Source organism: Rhodopseudomonas sp. (assembly GCF_048594845.1).
In the GTDB taxonomy this organism is placed as follows: Bacteria; Pseudomonadota; Alphaproteobacteria; order Rhizobiales; family Xanthobacteraceae; genus Rhodopseudomonas.
The window spans coordinates 19801-42696 of record NZ_JBMDXE010000077.1 but is presented as its reverse complement, the minus strand read 5'-3'; the positions used below and the strand labels follow the sequence as shown (position 1 = coordinate 42696).

Annotated in this window: 19 protein-coding genes; 7 read left to right on the top strand and 12 right to left on the bottom strand. The window is 65.3% G+C overall.

The genetic code is table 11. The annotated features are described in order from the left end of the window. Positions 1 to 58 precede the first annotated feature (58 nt). On the bottom strand, positions 59 to 1021 hold the full coding sequence (locus ACOJTD_RS04350) for an alpha/beta fold hydrolase (RefSeq protein WP_420131705.1): 963 nt from the start codon (positions 1019 to 1021) through the stop codon (positions 59 to 61). Between the two features lie 140 nt (positions 1022 to 1161). Between ACOJTD_RS04350 and hemE the strand changes: the two genes are divergently transcribed. Together hemE and ACOJTD_RS04340 are read left to right on the top strand one after the other, a co-directional pair. After that, the gene (gene hemE, locus ACOJTD_RS04345; RefSeq protein ID WP_420131704.1) at positions 1162 to 2178 is read left to right on the top strand and encodes a uroporphyrinogen decarboxylase; all 1017 of its coding nucleotides are present in this window, start codon (positions 1162 to 1164) and stop codon (positions 2176 to 2178) included. Between the two features lie 286 nt (positions 2179 to 2464). Continuing rightward, on the top strand, positions 2465 to 3190 hold the full coding sequence (locus tag ACOJTD_RS04340; protein WP_420131703.1) for a PilZ domain-containing protein: 726 nt from the start codon (positions 2465 to 2467) through the stop codon (positions 3188 to 3190). 107 nt (positions 3191 to 3297) lie between these two features. Here ACOJTD_RS04340 and ACOJTD_RS04335 read toward each other — a convergent pair whose 3' ends face one another. Genes ACOJTD_RS04335 through hemC form a run of 3 tightly spaced genes read right to left on the bottom strand, consistent with a single transcriptional unit; the run spans position 3298 to position 7078 of the window. Next, positions 3298 to 5070: a magnesium chelatase subunit D gene (locus ACOJTD_RS04335; protein ID WP_420131702.1), complete on the bottom strand. Its 1773-nt coding sequence runs from the start codon at positions 5068 to 5070 to the stop codon at positions 3298 to 3300. Further along, on the bottom strand, positions 5067 to 6089 hold the full coding sequence (bchI, locus tag ACOJTD_RS04330; protein ID WP_420131701.1) for a magnesium chelatase ATPase subunit I: 1023 nt from the start codon (positions 6087 to 6089) through the stop codon (positions 5067 to 5069). The genes ACOJTD_RS04335 and bchI overlap by 4 nt, the downstream gene beginning before the upstream one ends. Positions 6090 to 6097: 8 nt before the next feature. Continuing rightward, positions 6098 to 7078: a hydroxymethylbilane synthase gene (gene hemC, locus ACOJTD_RS04325; protein WP_420131700.1), complete on the bottom strand. Its 981-nt coding sequence runs from the start codon at positions 7076 to 7078 to the stop codon at positions 6098 to 6100. Between the two features lie 258 nt (positions 7079 to 7336). Between hemC and ACOJTD_RS04320 the strand changes: the two genes are divergently transcribed. The 5 genes from ACOJTD_RS04320 (at position 7337) to ACOJTD_RS04300 (ending at position 12635) form a co-directional block, all read left to right on the top strand. Next, the gene (locus ACOJTD_RS04320; RefSeq protein WP_420131699.1) at positions 7337 to 8653 is read left to right on the top strand and encodes a DUF3422 family protein; all 1317 of its coding nucleotides are present in this window, start codon (positions 7337 to 7339) and stop codon (positions 8651 to 8653) included. Continuing rightward, on the top strand, positions 8650 to 10254 hold the full coding sequence (locus ACOJTD_RS04315) for an alpha/beta hydrolase (protein ID WP_420131698.1): 1605 nt from the start codon (positions 8650 to 8652) through the stop codon (positions 10252 to 10254). The genes ACOJTD_RS04320 and ACOJTD_RS04315 overlap by 4 nt, the downstream gene beginning before the upstream one ends. Beyond that, entirely contained in the window at positions 10251 to 10742 is a 492-nt protein-coding gene (locus ACOJTD_RS04310) for a CIA30 family protein (RefSeq protein WP_420131697.1), read from the top strand. The genes ACOJTD_RS04315 and ACOJTD_RS04310 overlap by 4 nt, the downstream gene beginning before the upstream one ends. A 101-nt stretch (positions 10743 to 10843) precedes the next feature. Then, positions 10844 to 12073, top strand: coding sequence for a Coenzyme F420 hydrogenase/dehydrogenase, beta subunit C-terminal domain (locus ACOJTD_RS04305; RefSeq protein WP_420131696.1), 1230 nt, complete (start codon positions 10844 to 10846; stop codon positions 12071 to 12073). A 109-nt stretch (positions 12074 to 12182) separates the two neighbouring features. Beyond that, complete coding sequence (locus ACOJTD_RS04300) at positions 12183 to 12635, top strand: PA2169 family four-helix-bundle protein (protein WP_420131695.1); 453 nt, start codon at positions 12183 to 12185, stop codon at positions 12633 to 12635. Positions 12636 to 12895: 260 nt separating this feature from the next. Here ACOJTD_RS04300 and ACOJTD_RS04295 read toward each other — a convergent pair whose 3' ends face one another. From ACOJTD_RS04295 to ACOJTD_RS04260, 8 genes are all read right to left on the bottom strand, one after another. Next, complete coding sequence (locus ACOJTD_RS04295) at positions 12896 to 13351, bottom strand: hypothetical protein (protein WP_420131694.1); 456 nt, start codon at positions 13349 to 13351, stop codon at positions 12896 to 12898. A 111-nt stretch (positions 13352 to 13462) separates the two neighbouring features. Continuing rightward, positions 13463 to 16627, bottom strand: coding sequence for a multidrug efflux RND transporter permease subunit (locus ACOJTD_RS04290; protein WP_420131693.1), 3165 nt, complete (start codon positions 16625 to 16627; stop codon positions 13463 to 13465). Positions 16628 to 16636: 9 nt separating this feature from the next. Beyond that, a complete protein-coding gene (locus tag ACOJTD_RS04285; RefSeq protein ID WP_420131692.1) occupies positions 16637 to 17854 on the bottom strand; it encodes an efflux RND transporter periplasmic adaptor subunit in 1218 nt (405 codons plus the stop codon). Positions 17855 to 18298: 444 nt separating this feature from the next. Continuing rightward, positions 18299 to 19825 (bottom strand): flavin-containing monooxygenase, encoded by a 1527-nt coding sequence (locus tag ACOJTD_RS04280; protein WP_420131691.1) that lies wholly within the window; start codon positions 19823 to 19825, stop codon positions 18299 to 18301. A 265-nt stretch (positions 19826 to 20090) separates the two neighbouring features. Next, positions 20091 to 20381, bottom strand: a complete 291-nt coding sequence (locus ACOJTD_RS04275) for a hypothetical protein (protein ID WP_420131690.1) — start codon at positions 20379 to 20381, stop codon at positions 20091 to 20093. Between the two features lie 11 nt (positions 20382 to 20392). Then, positions 20393 to 21055, bottom strand: coding sequence for a hypothetical protein (locus ACOJTD_RS04270; RefSeq protein WP_420131689.1), 663 nt, complete (start codon positions 21053 to 21055; stop codon positions 20393 to 20395). Positions 21056 to 21073: 18 nt separating this feature from the next. Next, positions 21074 to 22501, bottom strand: a complete 1428-nt coding sequence (locus ACOJTD_RS04265) for a PucC family protein (RefSeq protein ID WP_420131688.1) — start codon at positions 22499 to 22501, stop codon at positions 21074 to 21076. Positions 22502 to 22705: 204 nt separating this feature from the next. Beyond that, positions 22706 to 22885, bottom strand: a complete 180-nt coding sequence (locus tag ACOJTD_RS04260; RefSeq protein ID WP_011504171.1) for a light-harvesting protein — start codon at positions 22883 to 22885, stop codon at positions 22706 to 22708. Between the last annotated feature and the right edge of the window lie 11 nt (positions 22886 to 22896).

Sequence of the window (22896 nt, the reverse complement as noted above, 5' to 3'; positions counted from 1 at the left end):
GGGCCGCTCATCAGGATGAGGCCTCGTGTGTTGCGAAGCCGTGCCATCGCCGCCGCCGCTACAGCGTCACCACGCTTGGTCCGGTGACGCGCGCGAGGAATTCGTCGTCGGCGCGCATGAATTCGCCGGGGACTTCGAAGTGCGGCATCGCGCCGGTCTGGAACACGGTGACGGTCCAGTTCGGCCGGCCCTCGACCGTGTTCTTGAAGCTGTAGTCGACGAAATCGCCGCGCACGCCGTGGCTGAACCACACCGGCATCGGCAGGTCCTGATAGATCCGCAGGATGTCCTGGCTGAACAGGAAGCCTGAGACGAAGTAATAAGGCGCATGCTGCGCGCCGGGCTGATGCGTCGTCAGATAGTCGTAGTCGAGCATGCCCTGGTCGATGTTCGGCGAGCCGAACGCCTTTTTCAGAAACCAGCCGATCACCGGCTTGGCGGTGAGCGCCTTGAAGATGCCCTCGCTCCACAGCGGGTTCTCGAAGAACGCATGCAGCCACGGAATCGCGCGCGAACCGCGCGTCCAGCGCTGGTTCTTCTTGTCGAAGCCGGTCGGCGCCACCAGCGCGAGGCTGCGGAACGCGGCCGGCGTCTCGCTCGCGGCACGGGCGAGAAACTCACTGCCGAGCGATAGCGCCAGCGCATCGATCTTTTGACCGGGATGCGCCTTCTCTATCTCGGCGACTACGGAATGTATCGCATCCGTCATCATCCGAATGGTGTATTGACGCTTGGCACGCGACGAATGTCCAAACCCGGGCAATTCCACCGCGTAGACCGGGCGCTTGGCTGCGTAGTGCGTAAAGATCGGCCGCACTTCATAGGCGGATCCGGCGGCATTGATGCTGTGAATCAGCAGCAGCGGCGGCTCCGACGACGGCTCAGCCGGCGCGGCCGACCAATAGGTCAGCCGTCCGCCGAAGCTGTCGATGTCGTGCTTCTCGCCAGGCACCGGCGGAGGCAGTGCCGGGCCTTCGTTGCGCGTTGCGGGAGATGCTGGGGTGGTCGCAGTGTCGGTCATCTCGAATTTCCTGTTCGCGGCGCCTCCGCCGCAGGTCGGCGTGGTCAAGACGGTGTTCGCAGTGTATCAGACCGTCAAGGTCGCTTGTCGTAAAACAGTGGGTAGCTCTCTTGACACAGAATCTGGTGACGAAACCGTTCATGGAAGTGCTTTCCGGCAACCGGCAGGCCTCTCCCCCGATGTGGATGATGCGGCAAGCCGGTCGCTATCTGCCGGAATACCGCGCGACCCGCGCCGAGGCCGGCAGCTTCCTCGATCTGTGTTACAACGCCAAGCTGGCTGCCGAGGTGACGCTGCAGCCGATCCGGCGCTTCGGCTTCGACGCCGCGATCATTTTCTCGGACATCCTCGTGGTGCCGCATGCGCTCGGCCGCGCGGTGCGCTTCGAAGTGGGTGAAGGCCCGCGGCTCGATCCTCTGGATACGCCCGACAAGGTCGGTACGCTCAACAAGGCTATCGATCTCGGCAAGCTCGAGCCGGTGTTCGAGGCGCTGCGCATCGTCCGCAGCGAACTGCCGAAGGAAACCACGCTGATCGGCTTCTGCGGCGCGCCGTTCACGGTCGCGACCTATATGGTCGCCGGCCAGGGCACGTCGGATCAGGGCCCGGCGCGGCTGATGGCCTATCAGCATCCCGGCGCCTTCGCCAAGATCATCGACGTGCTGGTCGAGAGCTCGATCGCTTATCTCTTGAAGCAGCTCGAAGCCGGCGCCGACGTGCTGCAGCTGTTCGACACCTGGGGCGGCATTCTGCCGCCGCGCGAATTCGAGCGCTGGGTGATCGAGCCGACGCGTCGCATCGTCGCGGGTGTGCGCAAGCAGGCTCCGGGCGCCAAGATCATCGGCTTCCCGCGCGGCGCGGGCGCGTTGCTGCCGGCCTTCATCGAACGCACCGGCGTCGACGCGGTGAGCATCGACTGGACCGCCGAACCGAAGCTGGTTCGCGAGCAGGTGCAGACCAAGGTTGCAGTCCAGGGCAATCTCGACCCGCTGCTGCTGATCGCCGGCGGTGCTGCGCTCGACGAAGGCGTCGACGACGTGCTGAAGAATTTCTCCGGCGGACGTCACATCTTCAATCTCGGCCACGGCATCACGCCGGATGCGTCGATCGCGCATGTCGAACAGATGGTGAAGCGGGTCCGCGCCTTCAAAGGCTGATCCGTCATCGTCACCAATTGGCGAAGGGCCGGCGCGCAAGCGCCGGCTTTTTGTTTTCCGAATTGAATCGAATTGGGCGCGTGCCGTGGGTAAGCGCGCGCGCTGAGGCAAATTGCTCATGGTCGAGCCGACCACGGTTGCGTCAGTTCCAGTTGATAACAAAGCGTTTCGACACCGGCCCGGATCCCTAAGCACTCGATAACCACGGCGCCACTCAATCGCAATTCTACTAGGCACCGAATGGCGGCACGCTTAGTTATGGCTCCGATCCAACGAGGAGACTTAAGTGTCGGTCCGGGCGTTTCTGAAGCAGCGAGCCGTCAACATCGCCCTGGGCGGGAACTACTCCTTGGCGAACTGGTACGATCAGAATGGCAAGCCGCGAAACTTCGCCTGCCGCACCAGCCGCGTTTCGCCGTTTCGCATGATCATCGACGTTCCCGTGGTGGGCCGCGTCGGCGATTCGATCTCGTCCTATTTCAGCGACTTCGGCAAGCTCGACGGCCATATCAGCGACACCGTGCCGGGCGGCTTCCTGCTCGAGCTCGCCGTCACGCGCGCGATGCGTGAGCGGCTCTCGAACCAGCTCACCTGGCTGGAGAAGCGTCAGAACGATCCGGCCATCATCGACTCGCGGCAACAGGCCCGCATCGTGCCAGCCTGCCCGCATTCGAGCCTGATCCTCGCCGACGGCAGCGTGCACACCTGCTTCGTCATCGACATGTCGATCTCGGGCGTTGCGGTGTCGGCGGACGTGCAACCGGACATAGGCACACCACTCGCGGTCGGCGGTTGCGTCGGTCGCGTGGTTCGCCACAGGCCCGACGGCTTCGCGGTGAAGTTCTCCGAATTGCAGAACCGCAGCGAGTTGGAATGGCGCATCGCGCGCCCGGCCGGGCGTACCAACACCATCGAGTCTCGCGTCGAACGCCTGGCCTCCACCGACCCGTCGCAATGGATCGACGGCAAGCCGGCGAGCCCCAGCAGCGAGACCATCGAACTCGACGTGTAAATGGCCCCCCGCTGCAGCCTGAGCGCTCGTCGTCACTTCGCCGTCGGAGGGACGACACGGCCGACCAATGTTGACATCTGGTCAAATCAACAGACGTCGCGTGTCGATCAGCCCGCCCGCGCGGCGGCAGTGACGGCCTGGGCCAGCACCGTCGCATCGGCATGCGGCAGCGGCAGATAGCGCGCGTCCATTTCCTTGGCGAAGGCTTCGGCTTGGGGGCCCGGCCGCGGCGACATGTCGATCACCACCGCGTTGATGCCGGCGACGCGGAATTGCCGCGCCGAGGTCTTGGCGTCTTCTTCCGCCTGCGGCCGGCCCGGCGCGCCGTCGCGCGCGATGTTGGCGCGGCCGTCGGTGAGCACGATGACGGTCGGGGTCTGGCCTTTGCGCTTGATCGAGTCGGCCATCATGAACGCGGTGTCGAGCCCGGCCGCGAGCGGCGTGCCGCCGCCGCCCGGCAGGCCCGCTAGGCTGCGCTTGGCGCGCGCCAGCGACCGCGTCGGCGGCAGCAGGATTTCCGCAATGGTGCCGCGGAACGACACCATCGCGACCTGATCGCGCCGCACGTAGCAATCCGCAAGTAACAGCTCGACCGCGCCCTTGGCTTCGGCGAGGCGATGCAGTGCCGCGGAGCCGGAGGCGTCGACCACGAAGATCGTGATGGTCTCGGTGCGCTGCTTGAAGCGCGCGATGCGGAAGTCGTCCTTCTCGACCAGCACGCGCGGCGCGCTGCCGGGCCGGCCCTCTGCCTGGCGCCGGCGCAGCGGCTGCCACGGCGCCGCGGCGCGCAGCGTCTCGATGACGTTGAGCTTGCTGCCGTCGCGTAGTTCGCCGCGCAGCGAGCCGGCCGGGCGACCGCGCTTCTTCGACTTCTGCAGTTCGCCCGCTTTGCCGGCGGAGCGCGACCGCGAGCGGCCCGCGGAGGCGCGCAGCGCCTCCAGCACGCCGGGCGGCATCGCCGCCTTCACGGCGGCGAGGATGACTTCGTCGAGCGCCTTGTCGAGATCCGGCGTCGGCGGCTCCTGTTGATCGTTATTCTCGCTGTTATCGTCCGGCGGCGGCGGCTCGGGCGGCGGCGGCTCATCGGATTGATCCGGCGGCTCCTGCTGCGGGAAGATGGTCGCGCGCGGCGCCAGCACCAGGCGTGCGGCGAGCGTGATGTCGTCCTGCTCGATCGTCCGGCGATCGAACAACGCGGCGCTCGCCTTGGCGGCGCGGATCGCCAGCAGCGGCGCGCGCAGCGAGACGATGCCGAGCGCGGCGGCCGCGGTGCAGATCGCCTCGATCTGCTCGCTCTCGACCTTGATGCCGCTCAGCCGTCCGCGCGCCGCCATGATGGCGTCGAGCTCGACCGGAAAGTCTTCGGTGTCGCGCCAGCCGAACTGATCCAAATCCAGATGAAAGCCGAGCCGGTCGCGCAAGCCGGCGGGCGCAAACTCGTCGTCGATGCCCTCGTCGAGCGCCACCACGCCGAACCGCGCCGGCATGCGCAGCGACAGGCCGTCGCGCTCCACCGCGGTCTCGTGCGCGTCCATCGCGGCGGTGAGATACACGTTGGTGGACGACTGCAGCCGCTCCGCCATCGCCACGACCAGCACGCCGCCGTCGGCTTCCGACAACAACCCGCGCTCGGCGACGGGGCGGCCGGCCAGCAGCGTCGCCGACAGGTCGAGCCCGCCGAGCAGGCGGCCGTCGGCGATGTGCAGCGGCAGATGCTTGTAGGGCTGATCAGGCGGCAGCGCGGCGCGCAGCAGCGCCATCCAGCGGTCACGCACCGGGCCGGCGCGCGAGCGCAGCAGCACGCCGCCGGTGCCGACCGGGTCCACCGCGAACAACTGCGCCGCGGTCACTGCATCGGACCATGCGGGCGAGATGCTCATCCGAAGATTTCAGCGAGCGCCCGATCGACACGCACGCTCGATCCGGCGTCGTCCAGCGGATTGCGACGCAGCCGATGTCGCAGCGCCGACGGCGCGATGCGCTTGAGGTGATCGTCGGTGACGGTCTTGTCGTGCTCTAGCGCCGCGAGCGAGCGGGCGGCGCGCATCAGCGTGAGTTCTCCGCGCAGGCCATCGGTGCCGAGTGCCATGCATAGCTTCGCAGCGCGCTCCAGCGCCGCATCGGGCACGGTGACTTCGGGCAGACGCTCCTTGGCCTGCGAGATCTTGCGGCGGATCTTGGCTTCTTCCTTGGCCCAGGAGTCGTTGAAGGCGACCGGATCGGTTTCGAACGCATCACGGCGGCGCACCACTTCGATACGCTCCGGCAATGAGTCCGGCGTCTTCACTTCGACCGACATGCCGAAACGGTCGAGCAGCTGCGGACGCAATTCGCCCTCTTCCGGGTTGCCCGTGCCGACCAGCACGAAGCGCGCCGGATGGCGAATGCTGAGGCCTTCGCGCTCGACCACGTTCTCGCCGCTGGCCGCGACGTCGAGCAGCAGGTCGACGAGGTGATCTTCGAGCAGATTGGCTTCGTCGATATAGAGGAAACCGCGATGCGCGCGGGCCAGCAGGCCCGGCTCGAACGCTTTCTCGCCCTTCGCCAGCGCGCGCTCCAGATCGAGCGCGCCGACGACGCGGTCTTCGGTCGCGCCGAGCGGCAGGTCGACCACCGGCACCGGGACCTGCGCGGTCTTGACCTTGCCGTGCTTGAGCTTCTCCTTGCACTCTTCGCAATAGCGCTCGGGCTGGTCGGGATCGCAATTGTAGCGGCAGCCGACGACCGTCTTCATCTTCGGCAGCAGCGCGGCCAGAGCGCGGACCGCAGTGGACTTGCCGGCGCCGCGGTCGCCGAACGCCAGCACACCGCCGACCTTCTGATCGACCGCCGCGATCAGCAAGGCGAGCTTCATCTCTTCCTGGCCGACGATGGCGGAGAACGGGAATACGATCGCCATGGGATGGGTTACTCCGGCCGCGTTTTTTCGATGATCGCGGCGGCGCCCTTGCCGAGCAGATCGAGGCCGACGCTGCGGCCGAGTTCGCGCGGGCGATCGGCTCGCCCGGTGCGGGTGGCTTCGATGAACATGCCGCCTTCCTGATCGAGCACCGAGGCGCTCAGCGTCATCTCCGAGCCGTTGATGGTGGAGTAAGCGGCCATCGGCGAGTTGCAATGGCCGTCCAGCACCCACAGCACCTCGCGTTCCGCATCGCAGCACAGCCGCGCCTTGGGATCGTCGATCATCGCCAGATATTTGCGGGTCTGCCAGTCGTTGATCGGACACTCGACCGCGACGATGCCCTGCCCGGCCGAGGGCAACATCTCGTCCGGCGTGAAATCGTGGACGATGCGGTCAGCGAAGCCGACGCGCTCCAGGCCGGAGCGCGCCATGATCAACGCGTCGGCGGGACCGACCTCGCCGCCGTCCGGCAGCCGCTGCTTCTCGCCATTGTCGAGCTTGCGCAGCCGCGTGTCGGCCGCGCCGCGGAAGTGAATGACGTTGACCTCGGGGAACAAGCGCTTGGCATAGGCGGCGCGGCGCACCGCATTGGTGCCGATGGTGTAGCCCTTGCCGCGGCTCTTCTTCAGTTCGTCGAGCGTCAGGCCGTTGCGCAGCACCAGCGAGTCGTTGGCCGGATCGCGCGCCAATGTGGCGGCGACGATCAGGCCGGGCGTCTCTTCATTGGCCGGCATGTCCTTGAGCGAGTGCATTGCGCAATGCAGGTCGCCGCGCAACATCGCGGCGCGGATTTCCGCCACGAACGCGCCGCCCTTGCCGCCGTGCGGCAAAAGCTTGCTGACCTGATCACTGTCGCCGACGGTTTCGAACTTGACGATCTGGGGATCGAGTTCACTCGCGGCTGCACGCAACTGGCTGGCAATGTCCTCGGTCTGGGCAAGCGCCATCACGCTCTTGCGCGTCCCAATGCGGACTGGAATTTTCACCACACGCTCCATTCGACGACCGCGAAGGGCCCGCGGCGACTGACGGCCGAACCATACCAGTCCGAGCCAGATTGCAAACAGATGACTACGGATTTTTCGTAAGACCGGGCGGGGGGCCGCGGTCGTTGATTTCGAACAATTCCGGAGCCAGCGACGGCCTTACACTGCCTGAGCAGGTAAAACCTTTCGGCTTCTGTCCATCGCGCCACAATGCTACTCAAGTCAATCGGCGCAATGTTGAGCAAGGTCAAAATACCCATGACGGCAGAAGTTCGGATCGGTGATGGCGATGGTAGACTTTCGCCGCATCCATTGCGGGCGGTCGTACTCGGCGAAGTTCACGCGCGGCCGTTCACCGCATTGTCGGTGCCGGCGCGCGTGCTGCACTTCGCCTTCGATACATCGGGCGACAGGGCCGCCGCCGATCGCGCGGCGATGACTCGCTTTTGCGAATCGCGCGGGCTGCAGCCACCATCGATCGGCGAGAAACATCATCGCGCCAGTTTCGGCACGACGATGCTGCGCTGGGAGCAACACTCCGAGTTCACCACCTACACGTGGGAATTCACCGCCGACGCGACGACGACGCCGTTTCATCCCGACGCGTCGTCGCTCGCGTCGCCGATGCGGCTGCTGCCGCAGCCCGGCCCGCTGCTGATCGCGGTGGATCTGCATCTGCTCGCCGACAACCCGCCGCTCACCGCGCCGGAGCGCTTGTTCGATCGCGCCAGCCTCGCGGTCGCGGAAAATTCCGACGGCGCTGCGCTGTATGCGACCGACTTCCAGCCCGGCCCGTCCGGCTTCGTTCGCGTGCTGGTGATCGATCGCGGCATGGCGCCGGAGCGCGCCGGCGCGCTGGTGCAGCGCGTGCTCGAAATCGAGACCTATCGCACGCTGGCGCTGCTCGGCCTGCCGGAAGCGCAGCGGCTCGGCCCGTCGATCAGCAACGCCGAGCGCCGCCTCGCCGAAGTCACCGCCGAGATGCGCCGGGCCGGCGACCTCGCGATCAACAACCGGCTGCTGCGCGAACTCACCGAGCTCGCCGCCGAAGTCGAGGCCGGCGCTGCCGCAAGCCTCGGCCGGTTTAGCGCCAGCCGCGCCTATGAGGAGATCATGACCGGCCGTCTCGCCACCCTGGGCGAACGCAAGGTCGGTGGGCTGCCGACCTGGTCGTCCTTCCTCGCCCGCCGGATGAAGCCGGCGATGCGCACCTGTGCTACCACCGAGGCGCGGCAGTCGGACCTGTCGCTGAAGCTGGCGCGTGCCGCCAATCTGCTGCGCACCCGCGTCGACGTCGAGCTCGAGCAGCAGAACCAGGAGCTGCTGAAATCGATGAACGCGCGGACGCGGCTGCAGCTGCGCTTGCAGACCACCGTCGAAGGATTGTCCACCGCGGCGATCACCTACTACGTAGTCGGGCTGTTCGGTTATCTGGTGAAGGGCCTGTATGAAGCCGGCCAGATCAAGGTCGATCCGAGCCTTGTCACCGCCGGCTTCGTGCCGATCGCCGCGTTCTCGATCTGGTGGACGGTGCGCAGCATCCGCCGGAAACACATTGCGGGTGAGGAGGAATGACGCGCGGCCGCCGCTTCGGCCCCGCCCGCATCGTCGTCGCGCTCGCCGCACTGGTGGCCATCGCAGTGGCGCTTTGGCAATTGCATCGCGGCGTTGGTGATCTGATCATCACCCGCGCGACCGTCGGCGACACGCCTCTCACCGTGTTCCGCGCACCGACGACGACGCATGCGCCGGTCGTGGTGATCGCCCACGGCTTCGCCGGCTCGCAGCAATTGATGCAGCCGTTCGCCCAGACCATGGCGCGCAACGGCTATATCGCAGTCACGTTCGACTTCACCGGTCACGGCCGCAATCCGGTGACGATGCAGGGCGATGTCGACGAGCCGACCAAGATCACCGGCGTGCTGGTGGACGATCTGGCGCGCGTCACCGACTACGCGCGCGCGCTGCCGCAAAGCGACGGTCGCGCCGCCGTGCTCGGCCATTCGATGGCCTCGGACATCGTCGTCACCTACGCGGTGGCGCACCCGGACATCTCCGCCACCGTTGCAGTGTCGGTGTTTACCCGCAAATCGACTCCGACGCTGCCGCACAATCTGCTGGTGATCGTCGGGGATTGGGAACCGCAAATGCTGAAGGACGAGGGCCTTCGCATCGTCGATCAGGTCGCCGGCAGCGGGGCGGTGGCCGGGCGGACCTACGGCAGCTTCGCTGACGGCACCGCACGGCGGGTGGCGTTCTCGTCCGGCGTCGAGCACATCGGCGTGCTGTACAGCCAGGATTCGCTGCGCGAGTCGCTGGCCTGGATGAACGACTCGTTCGGACGCACCAGCAGCGGCTGGATCGATCGCCGGCCGATCTGGCTGGCGCTGCTGTTCGGCGGATTGATCGCACTGGCCTGGCCGCTGTCGGCCCTGCTGCCGCTAGCCGCCCCGTTGCCGATGGGCGCCAGCCTCGCCTGGAAGCCGCTGCTGGCCGCCGCCATCCTGCCCGCGGTACTGACGCCACTGATCCTGTGGAAGGCGCCGACCGACTTCCTGATCATCCTGCTCGGCGACTATCTGACGCTGCACTTCCTGCTGTACGGCGCGCTGACGGCCGCGATCCTGGGACTCATCCGGCTTCGTCAGCGCAAGGCGGGCGCGCATGCAACGCACCACGGGGGCCACAGCCTCGCGCAATTGGAGTCGCTGCCCGACCCGTCGCATCCGCGGGTGTCGATCACCGCGCTGATCGTCGCGGCAGCTGCAGCGATCGCCTACAACATCATCGGGTTCGGCTGGCCGCTCGACACCTATCTGTTCTCGTTCATGCCGATCGAGCCGCGCGTGCACCTGATCGCCGCGGTCGCCTGCGGCACCATCCCGTATTTCCTCACTGCCGAGTGGATGGCGCATGGCGCAGGCGCGCGGCGCGGCGCCTATGCGCTGGCGAAGTTCTGCTTTCTGGCGTCCCTCGCCGCCGCGGTGGCGCTGAATCTCCACAAGCTGTTCTTCCTGATCATCATCGTGCCGGCGATCCTGCTGCTGTTCCTCGCTTTCGGACTGATCAGCAACTGGACCTACAAGGCCACCAACCACCCCCTGCCCGGCGCGCTGGCCAACGCCATCCTGTTCGCCTGGGCGATCGCGGTGACGTTCCCGATGGTGATCCGATGAGCGAGCTGGAGCTGTGGCCGGACGACGGCAAACGGCAGTGGCGCCTGATAACCGACATGGTGATGGGCGGCGTCTCGCAGGGGACGCTACATACACCAGTGGCCGGCGAGCTCTCGCCGGTGCGGATGCACGGCGCGGTATCGACCGAGAACAACGGCGGCTTCATCCAGATCGCGATGGATCTGCAGCAGGACGGCGGCCGGTTCGATGCCAGCGACTATGCGGGGATCAGGCTCGAAGTCTCCGGCAATGGCGAAACCTATGGCGTGCACCTGCGCACCACCGACATGGTGCGGCCGCAGCAATCCTATCGGCAGAGCTTTACGGCGCCGCATCATCTGACGGTGCTGCGGCTGCCCTTCGTCGATTTCGTCGCGCACCGCATCGAGACGCCGTTCGATCCGAGCCGGCTGCGCCGGATCGGGCTGGTGGCGATCGGGCGGGCGTTTGATGCAGATCTATCGGTTGCCCGGCTTTGGCTTTATTGATCGTAGTCGCCTGACTTATGGCGAATGGCGAGGCGGATCTCGGCTTTCTAGAACCGCATCGGTCGCCGAAGCGCCGCCTCCCGCGGCGACAAGGAACATCCATGGACAGCCGCAGCGATTCCGCTCAGCTCTACACACCGCCGCTCAACGAGCCGGCGCCGCGCGAGCTGTGCACCGATTGCGGCGTGTCGCGGATGAGCGATCCCAAGCAGTGTGGACAGGCGTGCCAGTTCATCAAGCCGAACTATCCGGCGATGGAACTGCAAGTGCACGGCCGCACACGCGATGCCGCCAAGCCGGACGAAGCCTTCTTCGGCCCCTACCGCCGCATGCTGCAGGCCGCCATGAAGCAACCGCGCGAAAACGCGCAGTGGACCGGCATCACCACGCGGATCGGTGAGCGGCTGCTCGAGACCGGCGCGGTCGAGGCGGTGATCACTATGGCGGCCGATCCGGCCGACAAATGGAAACCGCGGCCGGTGCTGGTGACCCGCGCCAAGGATATGGCGCAGTGCCGCGGGATGCGGATGGGCTACGCGCCGTCACTTGCGTTACTCGAACCGGCGCGCGCGGCCGGCTTCAAGCGGATCGCAGTGATCGGCATCCCGTGCCAGATCTATGCGCTGCGCTCGCTGGAGCAAAAGCTCGGCTTCGAGCGGCTGTACGCGATCGGCACGCCGTGCTCCGACAACACCACGACCGAAGCGTTTCACGGCTTCCTCGACCTGCTGTCGGACAAGCCCGAGACCATCACCTATCTGGAGTTTCGCGCCGACTACCGTGTCGAGCTGCGCTTCGACGACGGCCGGATCAAAGAAATCCCGTTTTTGCTGCTGCCGATCTCGAAACTGCCGTCGGACTTTTTCCCGATCACCTGCCGCACCTGCGTCGACTACACCAACACGCTCGCCGACATCACCGTCGGCTACATGGCTGGGCGCGGTGAACAATGGCTGCTGGTGCGCAACGAGCGCGGCGAAGAACTACTCGGCCTGCTTGGCGATGAAGTGCGGCTCAGCGAGCCGACCAGCGCCGGCAAGCGCGCCGCACCGGTGAAAGGCTTCCTCAAGAATACCGAGCTTGCCGCCGGCGGCCTGCCGGTGCGCGGCATGCCGAACTGGCTGCGGCCGTTCATGGGCTGGCTGATGCCGAAGGTCGGCCCGCGCGGCCTGGAATTCGCCCGCGCCCGCGTCGAGATGAAAGCCGTCGAGACGGTGCTGCATCTGCGCCGCGCCTACAAGCACAAGATGAAGAACATGGTACCGGCGCATGTCTGGGCCCTGGTGAAACCCTACGGCCTCGCGCCGGAGGATGACGAACAGCGGAAGTGACGACACGTCCGGCATAATCCGGACAGAACCGCGCCTCCTCCTCCCGGTTGTCTGCGCACGGAACCGCGCCTTTCGCGCGCGCCGCCGCAATCATCCGATGGAGGCCGATTTGGACACCAATATTCTCGATCATCTGAAGACGCTGCACACCGCTGCGATCGACGCTCGCAATGGCTACGAGGAAGCGCTGGAAGACGCTGAAGGCAAAGGCCTGACGTCGCTGTTTCGCGACATGATCGCGCTTCACCACGCAAACGCCGAAGAGCTCGGCGCCATGCTGATCAATGCCGGCGAAGAAGCCGACGACAGCGGCTCGTTCATGAGCGTCGTGCACAAGACCATCATGAGCGTGCGCTCGCTCTTCGACGGCCTCGACGGCAGCGTGCTGCCCGGCCTGATCGACGGCGAGAAGCGCAACGTCTCGAAATACGACGACGCCATCGCCGCTTCGAGCGCGGCACCCACGGTGCTTGCGACCCTGACCGCACAGCGCGCCAAGATCCAGGACAAGATCGCCCTGATGGAACAGCAGAACGCGGCTTACGAAGCGGCCAAGGCTTAGTTTCAGCACTGTCGTCGACGCGACGGTGCCTATCTCCTATCAGAGGCGACACCCATCCCCGTCATGCCCGGCCTTGTGCCGGGCATCCACGTTTTGTCGCGCGGTCGGCGCTAAGCCGTGGATGGCCGGGACAAGCACGGCCATGACGGGTGGCTAGGAAATTCGTTCAAGCAAGAACCTTCAATCGTTGATCTCAACTGACAGAAAATAGAATCGGGGGCCGAAAGGCCCCCGATTTGTGTGCTGATGAATGACGTCGCTTACTTCGTCAGCGTGCCGGTGTTGCCCGGGGAATTGCCGACGCCGGTGTCGGAGCCGGTCGGGGCGACGCGGGGGTCGGTGCCGGGGTTGGCCGGCTGATACTGCTTCGGCTCGTTCTGGATGTTCTTCGGCTGCGCCATGCCGGTGGTGTTACCGCTGTTGCCATTGGTCGCGGCCGGGGCCGTTACCTGCGCCGTCTGGGTCTCGTTACGCGAGCTGACGCCGGTGGCCAGCAGGCCCATGGCGATCAGCGCAAACACCGTGATGCCGATCAGTTCCGGCAGCGCGCCGTCCGGCGCGGCACCACGACCGTTGCCGTTGCCTTCGAGCGTATCAGCCGCGACCGCGCGGTTCGATCGCGACTTGATGAAGTTGAGGAATGCGAAGCCGACGATCGCAACGCCCGCAGCGAGCGTAAAGAACATCAGCCAGCTAATTGGTTGGTCTCCATTCATGAAAAGCCTCCGTCAAGTGGGTTGAACAGCCGAATGTCACCTGTCGACTCACAACCGGAGGTTTTCTGAAAGGTTCCAACGCCCTCTAACGCGGGCGTCGGCTGAGGCCGATTAGACGGCGTCCTTCGGCAACTGCGCGTGCATCGGCACGTCGTGCTCTGGCTGCGTCACCGGATCGTCCGAACGGTCGCCACCGAGCAGCCGCTGCACCACGACGAAGAACACCGGCACCATCAGCAGCGCCAGGACCACCACCGCGATCATGCCGCCCATCACGCTGGTGCCGAGCGCCTGCTGGCTTTTGCCGCCGGCGCCGGTGGCGATCGCCATCGGCAGCACGCCGCAGACGAAGGCGAGACCGGTCATCAGGATCGGTCGGAAGCGCAAATGGCACGCCTCCATCGTCGCGTCCTTCAGCGACTTGCCTTCCTTGCGGAGATCCTTGGCGAACTCCACGATCAGAATCGCGTCCTTCGCCGCGAGCCCGATAATTGTGATCAGTCCTACCGTGAAATACACGTCGTTCGGCAGCGAGCGCGTCGTCGCCGCGACCACCGCGCCGGTAATGCCGAGCGGCACGGTGAGCAGCACGGAGACCGGAATCGTCCAGCTCTCATACAGTGCGGCCAGCACCAGGAAGACGACGAGCGCCGACAGCGCCAGCAGGAAGGGCGCCTGCGAGCCCGACAGCTTTTCCTGCAGCGACTGGCCGGTCCAGTCGTAACCGAAGCCGCGCGGCAGCTGGCCGGCCAGCCGTTCCATTTCGGCGATCGCATCGCCGGTGGTGAATCCGGGCCGCGCCTCGCCGCTCATGCGGATCGCCGGATAGTAGTTGAAGCCGACCACCTGAGTCGGGCCCTTCGACCATTCGATGGTCGCGAAGGACGACAGCGGCACCAGCTGGCCGCGGCTGTTCTTCACGTTGTAGGTCAGGATGTCGTCGGCCTTCATCCGGTCGGTGACGTCCGCCTGCACGATCACGCGCTGCATGCGACCGCGGTTCGGGAAGTCGTTGACGTAAGCCGAACCGAGATTGGTCGAGATGGTGTTGTTGATGTCCTGGAAAGTGACGCCGAACGCGCTGGCCTTCTCGCGGTCGATCATCAGATTGATGACCGGCGCGGGCGGCAGGCCTTCGACATAGACGTTCTGCAGGATCGGGCTGGCATTGGCCGTGGCGACGAGCTGCTGGCTGGCCTGCACCAGTGCGTCGTAGCCCTTCTGGCCGCGGTCCTGCAGGCGGAAGCTGAAGCCCGACGAGTTGCCGAGGTTGTCGATCGGCGGCGGCTGCTGCGCGGCGATGCGCGCGTCGCGCACCGAGCCCAGCGCCTTGTTGGCATCGTTCACGATCGCCGCCGCGGACGACTTGTCGTCGCGCTCCGACCAATCCTTGAGCGTGACGAACGCCTGCGCGGCGTTCATGCCCTGGCCGAGGAAGCTGAAGCCGGTGAGGAAGGTGACGTTCTCCACGCCGTCTCGCTTGAGGAGATAGTCCTCGACCTTCTTGATGACGTCGTAGGTCCGGTTGTAGGACGAATCCGACGGCGTCTGCAGGTCGACGGTGACGAAGCCCTGGTCGTCGATCGGCAGGAAGCCGCCCGGCATCCGCACCAGGCCCCAACCGAGCACGCCGACCAGCACCGCGTACAGGATCATCAGCCGGCCGGTGCGGCCGAGATTCCAGCGCACCACTTTCGAATAGCGCTCGCGGGTGCCGTCGAGAATGCGGTTGAAGCGGCCGAAGAAACCGCGCTCGGCATGGGCATGGCCCTTCACCACCGGCTTCAGCAGCGTGGCGCACAGGGCCGGCGTCAGCGACAGCGCCAACAGCGCCGAGAACGCGATCGCCGACACCATCGTCACCGAGAACTGCCGATAGATGATGCCGACCGAGCCGGGGAAGAACGCCATCGGCACGAACACCGCGATCAGCACCGCGGTGATGCCGACGATGGCGCTGGTGATCTGCGACATCGCCTTGCGGGTGGCTTCCTTGGGCGGCAGCCCCTCCTCGGCCATGATGCGTTCGACGTTTTCGACCACCACGATGGCGTCGTCGACCAGAATGCCGATCGCCAGCACCATGCCGAACATCGTCAGCATGTTGATCGAATAGCCGAACAGCAGCAGCGACACGCAGGTGCCGAGCAGCGCCACCGGCACCACGATGGTCGGAATGATGGTGTAGCGGATGTTCTGCAGGAACAGGAACATCACCACGAACACCAGCACCACCGCCTCGATCAGCGTGTGCACCACCTTGGTGATCGAAGCCTCGACCACCGGCGTGATATTGTAGGGGATCTCGTATTTGATATTGGCCGGGAAGAAGCGCGACAGCTCCTTCATCTTGGCTTCGACCGCACTCGCCGTCGCCAGCGCGTTGCCGGTCGGCGACATCAGCACCGACAGGCCGGCGACCGGCTTGCCGTTGAGGCGGGTGTTGAACTGATAGCTGAAACCGCCGATCTCGAGCCGCGCCACGTCGCGCAGCCACACCGTCGAGCCGTCCGGATTGGCGCGCAGCACGATCGCGCCGAACTCGTCGGAAGAGGACAGCTGGCCCTTGACCAGCACCAGCACCGAAGTTTTCTGGCCCTTGTTGCTGGGCTCGGCGCCGACCGCGCCGGACGAGACCTGGGCGTTCTGCGCCTCGATCGCCTTGGTGACGTCGTCGGCCGTGAGGTTGTAGCCGACCAGCTTGTCGGGATCGATCCAGATGCGCAGCGCGCGTTCGGTCGAATACAGCGTGGCGCGGCCGACCCCCGGAATACGCCGGATTTCGCCGAGCACGTTGCGGATCATGAAGTCGCCGAGGCCGACTTCGTCGAGCGAGCCGTCGGTCGAGCTCAGCGTGATGATCTGCAGCACCGCGCTGGAGGCTTCCTCGACCAGGATGCCCTGCTGCAGCACCGCGCGCGGCAGTCGCGCCTCGATGCGCTTGATGCGGTTCTGCACGTTGACCGACGCCATTTCGGTGTCGGTGCCCGGTTCGAAGTTGGCGGTGATCTCGACCTGGCCGAGCGAGTCGGAGGTCGATTCGAAGTTGAGAATGCCGTTGGCGCCGTTCAGCTCTTCTTCGATCAGCCGGGTGACGCTGTTGTACAGGTTCTCGGGCGACGCGCCGGGATATTGCGTCGACACCGAAATCGACGGCGGCGCGATGATCGGATACTGCGCGATCGGCAGGAACGGAATCGAGATCGCGCCCAGCAGACAGATGAACAGCGCGACGACCCAGGCGAAGATCGGCCTGTCGATGAAAAAGGCGGGCATCGGGGCGGCCTATTGCACCTTCTTCTGTGGGCCCGCAGGCTGGGTGGTGGCGGTCTGCGCCGGCGCCGGCGCTGACGCCTTGGTCTCTTCCGTGCTCACCGGCACGACGGCGTCACCCGCCGCAAATTTCTGGAAGCCCTCGACGACGACCTTGGCACCCGGCTTGAGGCCTTCGAGAATCAGCCACTGGCCATCCTGCTGCGAGCCGACGCGCACCGGCTGGACCGCGACGCGGTTGTCGTCCTTGACGACGAATACCTCGCTGCCGCCGCCGCTATTGCGCTGAACCGCCTGCTCCGGAACCGCGATCGCGTCGGCATCGTAGCCCTGCTCGATGCGGACGCGGACATACATGCCGGGCAGCAGTTCGCGATTGGGATTGTCGAACTCGGCACGCAGCGTCACCTGGCCGGTGTAGGCATCGACCTTGGCGTCGGAGAACAGCAGCTTGCCTGGGATCGGATAGATCGAGCCGTCGTCGAGTACGAGGCGGGCGCGCACCGCATCCGGCGCGATCTGATCGAGCTCTCCCGACTCGAACGCACGACGCAGCCGGACCATCTCGGCGACCGGCTGCGTGAAGTCGGCATAGACGTGATCGAGCTGCTGGATGGTGGCAAGGTTAGTGGCGTCGTTCTGCACCACCAGCGCGCCCTCGCTGACGAGCGCAGCGCCGATGCGGCCGCTGATCGGAGCGCGAATGGTAGCGTATTCGAGATTGAGCTTGGCGCGCGCGACCTCGGCCTCACGCGCCGCGACTTCCGCCTCGGCCTGACGCGAGTTGCTGGCGGCGACTTCGTTCTGCGCCTTCGAGGCGGCCTGATCGCGGGCCAGAGCGGCTACTCGTTTGGCCTGCAACTCCGCCTGCTCGCGAGCCGCATTGGCCTTGGCCAGCGCGGCCTCGGCCGCCTTCAGCTCGACTTCGAACGGCCGCGGATCGACCTGATACAGCGGATCGCCGGCATTGACCTCGCTGCCTTGCTGGAACGACCGCTTCGTGACAATGCCCGACACGCGCGAACGCACGTCAGCGACGCGCACCGGAGCGATCCGGCCCGGCAGCTCGCGGACGATGGCGCGCGCATGCGCCTTGATGGTGATCGTGCTGACTTCGGGCTTATCCGGCGCGGCCGCATTGGCCGTTTTCGGTTCGTTGCAGCCGGCCAGCACCGGCGCCAGACACAGCAGTGCCGTCGCCGTGAAGGCAAACCTGATCGATCCCCGCATCGAATAAACCTCTTGAAAAAAACCGCCCGGTACGCCGGCCAGCGGCTGCCGTGCGGAAGACACACGGCGCCGCGCCTGCGCTAAGCCACAGACGTCTGATGAACGGAAATTAAGTTTGAATTGGTGCGGCACAACATCAACGCCCGGCGGCGCAATGTCACAGCCTTAGGAACCCGTTGAATGCGTGAGGCTTTTGGCGAGCCGCGGGCTGTGAGTTGCTTGACACTATGTGCCCGGTGAGCGGCACGCCGCTCGATTACTTCGCGGGTTCACGACGTAGCAACCATGTTAGCTGCGACAATCTGACCGATACTGCCCATCACGAGTTCGACGCGCCGTGATCTTTGCACAAGCTTGGCACCCCAACAGGTGCCAAGCCGCAACTGGGCTCATGAACATTGGCGAGAGCGACGACACGCGCGCTCGTTCGCCAGCCACCGTACGCTATCGCGTATAGATGAAGGCGCGATCGTTGAGGTCGATCTTCGGCAGCTCGTCCTTTTCGGTCCAATAGTCCTGGCTGTGTTGCCATTCCGGCTTTGAGCCGCGTTTCGGCAGCAGATGCATGCCGCGCATCAGATAGCCCGGATTGAAGTTCTCCGGATCGATCCAGGGCAATAGCTCCATCCCGGCATCCTCCGGGCGCAGTGCCGGCACGACGCTGCGGTAGCCGTGCTGCTGCATATGCGCGAGCAGCCGGCAGACGAAGTCCGCGACAAGATCGGCGCGCAACGTCCAGCTTGCGCGGAAGTAACCGAACACCCAGACCATATTCGGCACGCCGGTGAACATCATGCCGCGATAGGTCACCGTGTCGGCGAAGTTGAGCGGCTTCCCGTCGATGTTGAAGGCGATGTCGCCGAGCACGTTGAGATTGAAGCCGGTCGCGGTGACGACGATATCGGCCTCCAGCGTCTCGCCGGATTTCAGCTTGATGCCGGTTTCGGTGAAGCGTTCGATCTCGTCGGTCACCACCGAGGCCTTGCCGGATGCGATCCCCTTGAACAGATCGCCGTCGGGCACGAAAGCGATCCGCTGCCGCCACGGCCGGTAGCTCGGCATGAAGTGCGGGTCGAGGTTGTAGTCCGGCCCGAGATGGGCGCGAACGCCAGCGAGCAGTTCCTGCTTGACCACCTCGGGCTCGTTCATCGATCGCCGGGTGAAGGTCGCTTGATCGAACAGGATCTTGCGACGCACGATCTCGTGGATCCAGTCTTCGGAAATGCCGAGTTCGCGCAGCGTATCGGCGATCTCGATCTTGTTGCGGCCGGGGATGAAGTAAGTCGGCGAACGCTGCAGCACCGTGACATGGTCGCAGGTCGGCGCCAGCGCCGGCACAACTGTCGCGGCCGTCGCGCCGGAGCCGATCACCACCACCTTCTTGCCGCTGCAGTCGAGGTCTTCCGGCCAAGTCTGCGGATGCACGATGCGGCCCTTGAAGTCCGCCATGCCGGGCCACTCCGGCGTGTAGCCTTCGCTGTGACGATAATAGCCCTGACACATCCAGAGGAAATTCGCGGTGAGACGCATCTCCGCGCCGGTGTCGGTGCGCTGGGCGACGATCGCCCAGCGCTGGTCCGCGCTCGACCAGTTCGCCGAAACGATGCGGTGGCCATAGCGAATGTGCTGCGCCAGATCGTTCTCTTCGATCACCTCGCCCATATATTCGCGAATCTCGGCCGCGGTCGCGATCGGCTTGCCGGTCCACGGCTTGAAGCGATAGCCGAAGGTGTAGAGATCACTGTCTGAGCGGATGCCTGGATAGCGGTGAGTCAGCCAGGTGCCACCGAAACTGTCCTGTGCTTCGAGCACGACGAAGCTGGTGCCGGCGCACTGCTTGGTCAGGTGATAGGCACCGCCGATACCGGAGATGCCGGCGCCGACGATCAGCACGTCGACATGATCGGGACAGGGAGCGGCGTGAGTGGAGGAGCCGGCGCGCACGGCGACGGCTTCGGCAAGCTGGGTCATGTTTCCTCGACTTTTCTTCTGTCGTTACCGACAGATTGCCGCCTGCGCCAAGGTTTGCCCAGCATTTTCTTACGCGGCGGACTCGAGGCGCCGCCTCACTCAGCCCTTTTCGCGCGGCGCTGCGTTTTTCGTCAGGCGAAACGGCGGGCAGCAACAGTGGACATACGCCTGCTGCTGCATCGACGCATCCGCTGCTGGCTCGAATGCAAAACGCCGCGGGCATCGCTGCCCGCGGCGTGTTGAGGCCTTTCGACCGCTGGTCGGCTCAGAAGTTGAGCAGCAGCGGATAGCCCGAGAACGACTTGTACTCGCCTTCCTGCTTGAGGATCAGCGGGGTACCCGAGAAGCTCTGGTACTCGCCTTCCTGCTTCAGCAGCAGCGGGGTGCCCGAGAAGCTCTGGTACTCACCCTTCTGCTCGAGAATCAGCGGCGTGCCGGAGAAGCTCTTGTACTCACCCTCCTGCTTCAGCAGCAGCGGGGTGCCCGAATAACCTTCGTACTCGCCCTTCTGCTCGAGAATCAGCGGAGTACCGGAGTGTCCTTTATATTCGCTCATGTTCAATTCCTTTATCTAGAGAGCACTGGCAGGCCCAGCCAGGAGGAGAAGATGGTCGGATTGTTGATCAACAGCGGCTCGCCCGAATAGGATTTGTACGGACCACTGCTGTCCAGCAACAGGGGAGTCCCGGAAAAGGACTTGTAGGGACCGCTGCTGTCGAGCAGCAGCGGCGTTCCGGAGAACGACTGGTATGGGCCCTTGCTGCTGATGACGAGCGGCGTCCCCGAAAAGGTCTTGTCGCTGTCGACGAGCAGCCAGTCGCCGGAATAGGATTTGTACTTGCCCGACGTATCGAGCAGCGCCTTGAGGTGCAGCAGGTTCGAAAACGGCGTCGCTTCGCTCTGTTCGGCGCTCGCCGACGACGATTTCTGCAGGCTGATCTTGTTCGGCTGATAACTGTCGAGGATCTCCGCTGCCTTGGCGGCGAAGCCGAATTCGGCCTTCACTGCGACGACGACCGCGCCCTTCTTGACGTAGTCGACATAGGTCTGCGCTTCGCTACGGGCCACGTAGGCCTTGCCGAGTGCGGCGATGATGTCGTCGCTGGAGCTCGCTTTGCCGCCCTGATAGGCGGTGACGACGGAATACTGATAGTTGCTCTTCTTCAGGTCGGTTTCCAGCGCTGGGAGCTTGCTGCTGGAATCGTACAACCGGGTGATGATTTGCGTCATGTTGACTCCATTTCACACTCAGGACCGCGAGGGCTGGCCCTGCATCAGAAGGGTGTCCCGTCGCCTGATCAGCGGGACCATCGTCACGAGCGTCGCGAACAGCAGCAGCAGTTCGAGGCAGTAGACGAAATTGTAGCCGGCAGCCGGACCGAGATGCGGCGCGAACGCCGTCACCGCGTCGCGCAGGATGCCGCCGAGCGCGATCGCCACGCCGGCCGCCGAGGCCTGCACCGCGCCCCAGGCGCCGAGCGCCAAGCCGGCTTGATCCTTCGGCGCGGCATTCATTGTGGCCGTCAACGTGCCGTGGCCGAACAGGCCGGCACCGAAGCCGATCAGCAGCGTGCCGAAGCCGAACATCAGCGCCGAGGCAGCCCCCTGCAGCTCGGCCGCGAAGATCACCAGCAGGAAGGCCGGGATGCCGACCAGCGCGCCCGCGCTCGCCATCCGGAACGGATCGGCGCCGCGGCTCAGCACGCGCGACGCAAGGCCGAAGCCGAACAGACCGCCGACCGCGAGCGCCGCCGTCAGCTTGGTGGTGTCGCCGACCGACAGATGCAGGATCTGGCCGCCATAGGGCTCGAGCAGCACGTCTTCCATGCTGAACGCCATGGTGCCGAAGCCGACCGCGATCAGCCGCCGCATCGCATTCTGGCCGGAAATGAAAGCGTCCCACGACTGCCGGAAGCCGGCCGACGGCGCGCCCGGATGCGCGGTCGCCACTTCACCACCGGTGAGGCGGCGCGCTTCCATCTTCCAGGACGCGACGGCGTTGAGCACGATGGTGACGACGGCCGATCCCTGGATCACCTGAATGAGACGGCCGGGCGAGAAATCAGCAAGCAGGATGCCGAAGATGATCGCGCTCGCGATCATGCCGAGCATCAGCATGGTGTACATCAGACCGACCACCTTCGGCCGCGTCTCGGGCGCGGCAAGATCGGTGGCGAGCGCGAGCCCGACCGTTTGCGTGGTATGCACGCCGGCGCCGATCAGCAGGAAGGCGAGCGCGGCGCCGAATTGGCCGATCCACACCGGCGCGTGCCCCGCCTCGCCGCCGCCGGACAGCACGAGCAGCGCGAAGGGTAGAATCGCCAGACCGCCGAACTGCACCAGCGTCCCCTTGTAGAGGAACGGCACGCGGCGCCAGCCCAGCACGGATTTGTGGACGTCGGATTTGAAGCCGATCAGCGCCCGGAACGGCGCGAAGATCAGCGGGAGGGAAACCATCACGCCGACGATCGAGGCCGGCACGTTGAGTTCGACGATCATCACCCGGTTCAGCGTGCCGACCAGCAGCACCAGCGACATGCCGACCGCGACTTGAAACAGCGACAGGCGCAACAACCGGGAGAGAGGCAGATCCGGCGTCGCCGCATCCGCGAATGGCAGAAAGCGAGGCCCCAGCGAGGCCCAGACCTTCATCATCTTTTGGCTGACTGTGTTCATCGTCCAGCAAATCCAGCTTGCGAGAGGCCGGCGACGTTGGTCAGCGTGACCGGACGAACGGCGACCCGAACGAACAGCACCACTTTGCGGCCGGAGATGAACTGCGGCAGATCAAACCGCCGCCGCGATTCACCCCGGCTACAAAGCAAGCGACCGGGACCCTTGGATCCCGGTCCAGCCACACAGCTTCGAGAGAAGCTGCAATTAGCCGATGGTGACCGAGCTCTCGATCGCCGCAGTCTTACCGTTCCAGTACTTCGGGAACCAGGTGGTGTGCGACAGCACGGCGTAGTGAACGAGGATGGCGATCACGGTGACGCTGCCGAGCAGGAGCGGCAGGCCGACGGTCGGCTTCACGACAGTCCAAATGCGACCTTGATTCATCTTAGATACTC

Excerpts from the sequence above, each read along its gene's own strand:
- ACOJTD_RS04350 (WP_420131705.1), bottom strand. The coding sequence starts at position 1,021 with ATGACCGACACTGCGACCACCCCAGCATCTCCCGCAACGCGCAACGAA.
- hemE (WP_420131704.1), top strand. The coding sequence starts at position 1,162 with ATGGAAGTGCTTTCCGGCAACCGGCAGGCCTCTCCCCCGATGTGGATG.
- ACOJTD_RS04335 (WP_420131702.1), bottom strand. The coding sequence starts at position 5,070 with ATGAGCATCTCGCCCGCATGGTCCGATGCAGTGACCGCGGCGCAGTTG.
- bchI (WP_420131701.1), bottom strand. The coding sequence starts at position 6,089 with ATGGCGATCGTATTCCCGTTCTCCGCCATCGTCGGCCAGGAAGAGATG.
- ACOJTD_RS04320 (WP_420131699.1), top strand. The coding sequence starts at position 7,337 with ATGACGGCAGAAGTTCGGATCGGTGATGGCGATGGTAGACTTTCGCCG.
- ACOJTD_RS04315 (WP_420131698.1), top strand. The coding sequence starts at position 8,650 with ATGACGCGCGGCCGCCGCTTCGGCCCCGCCCGCATCGTCGTCGCGCTC.
- ACOJTD_RS04310 (WP_420131697.1), top strand. The coding sequence starts at position 10,251 with ATGAGCGAGCTGGAGCTGTGGCCGGACGACGGCAAACGGCAGTGGCGC.
- ACOJTD_RS04305 (WP_420131696.1), top strand. The coding sequence starts at position 10,844 with ATGGACAGCCGCAGCGATTCCGCTCAGCTCTACACACCGCCGCTCAAC.
- ACOJTD_RS04295 (WP_420131694.1), bottom strand. The coding sequence starts at position 13,351 with ATGAATGGAGACCAACCAATTAGCTGGCTGATGTTCTTTACGCTCGCT.
- ACOJTD_RS04290 (WP_420131693.1), bottom strand. The coding sequence starts at position 16,627 with ATGCCCGCCTTTTTCATCGACAGGCCGATCTTCGCCTGGGTCGTCGCG.
- ACOJTD_RS04285 (WP_420131692.1), bottom strand. The coding sequence starts at position 17,854 with ATGCGGGGATCGATCAGGTTTGCCTTCACGGCGACGGCACTGCTGTGT.
- ACOJTD_RS04280 (WP_420131691.1), bottom strand. The coding sequence starts at position 19,825 with ATGACCCAGCTTGCCGAAGCCGTCGCCGTGCGCGCCGGCTCCTCCACT.
- ACOJTD_RS04275 (WP_420131690.1), bottom strand. The coding sequence starts at position 20,381 with ATGAGCGAATATAAAGGACACTCCGGTACTCCGCTGATTCTCGAGCAG.
- ACOJTD_RS04270 (WP_420131689.1), bottom strand. The coding sequence starts at position 21,055 with ATGACGCAAATCATCACCCGGTTGTACGATTCCAGCAGCAAGCTCCCA.
- ACOJTD_RS04265 (WP_420131688.1), bottom strand. The coding sequence starts at position 22,501 with ATGAACACAGTCAGCCAAAAGATGATGAAGGTCTGGGCCTCGCTGGGG.
- ACOJTD_RS04260 (WP_011504171.1), bottom strand. The coding sequence starts at position 22,885 with ATGAATCAAGGTCGCATTTGGACTGTCGTGAAGCCGACCGTCGGCCTG.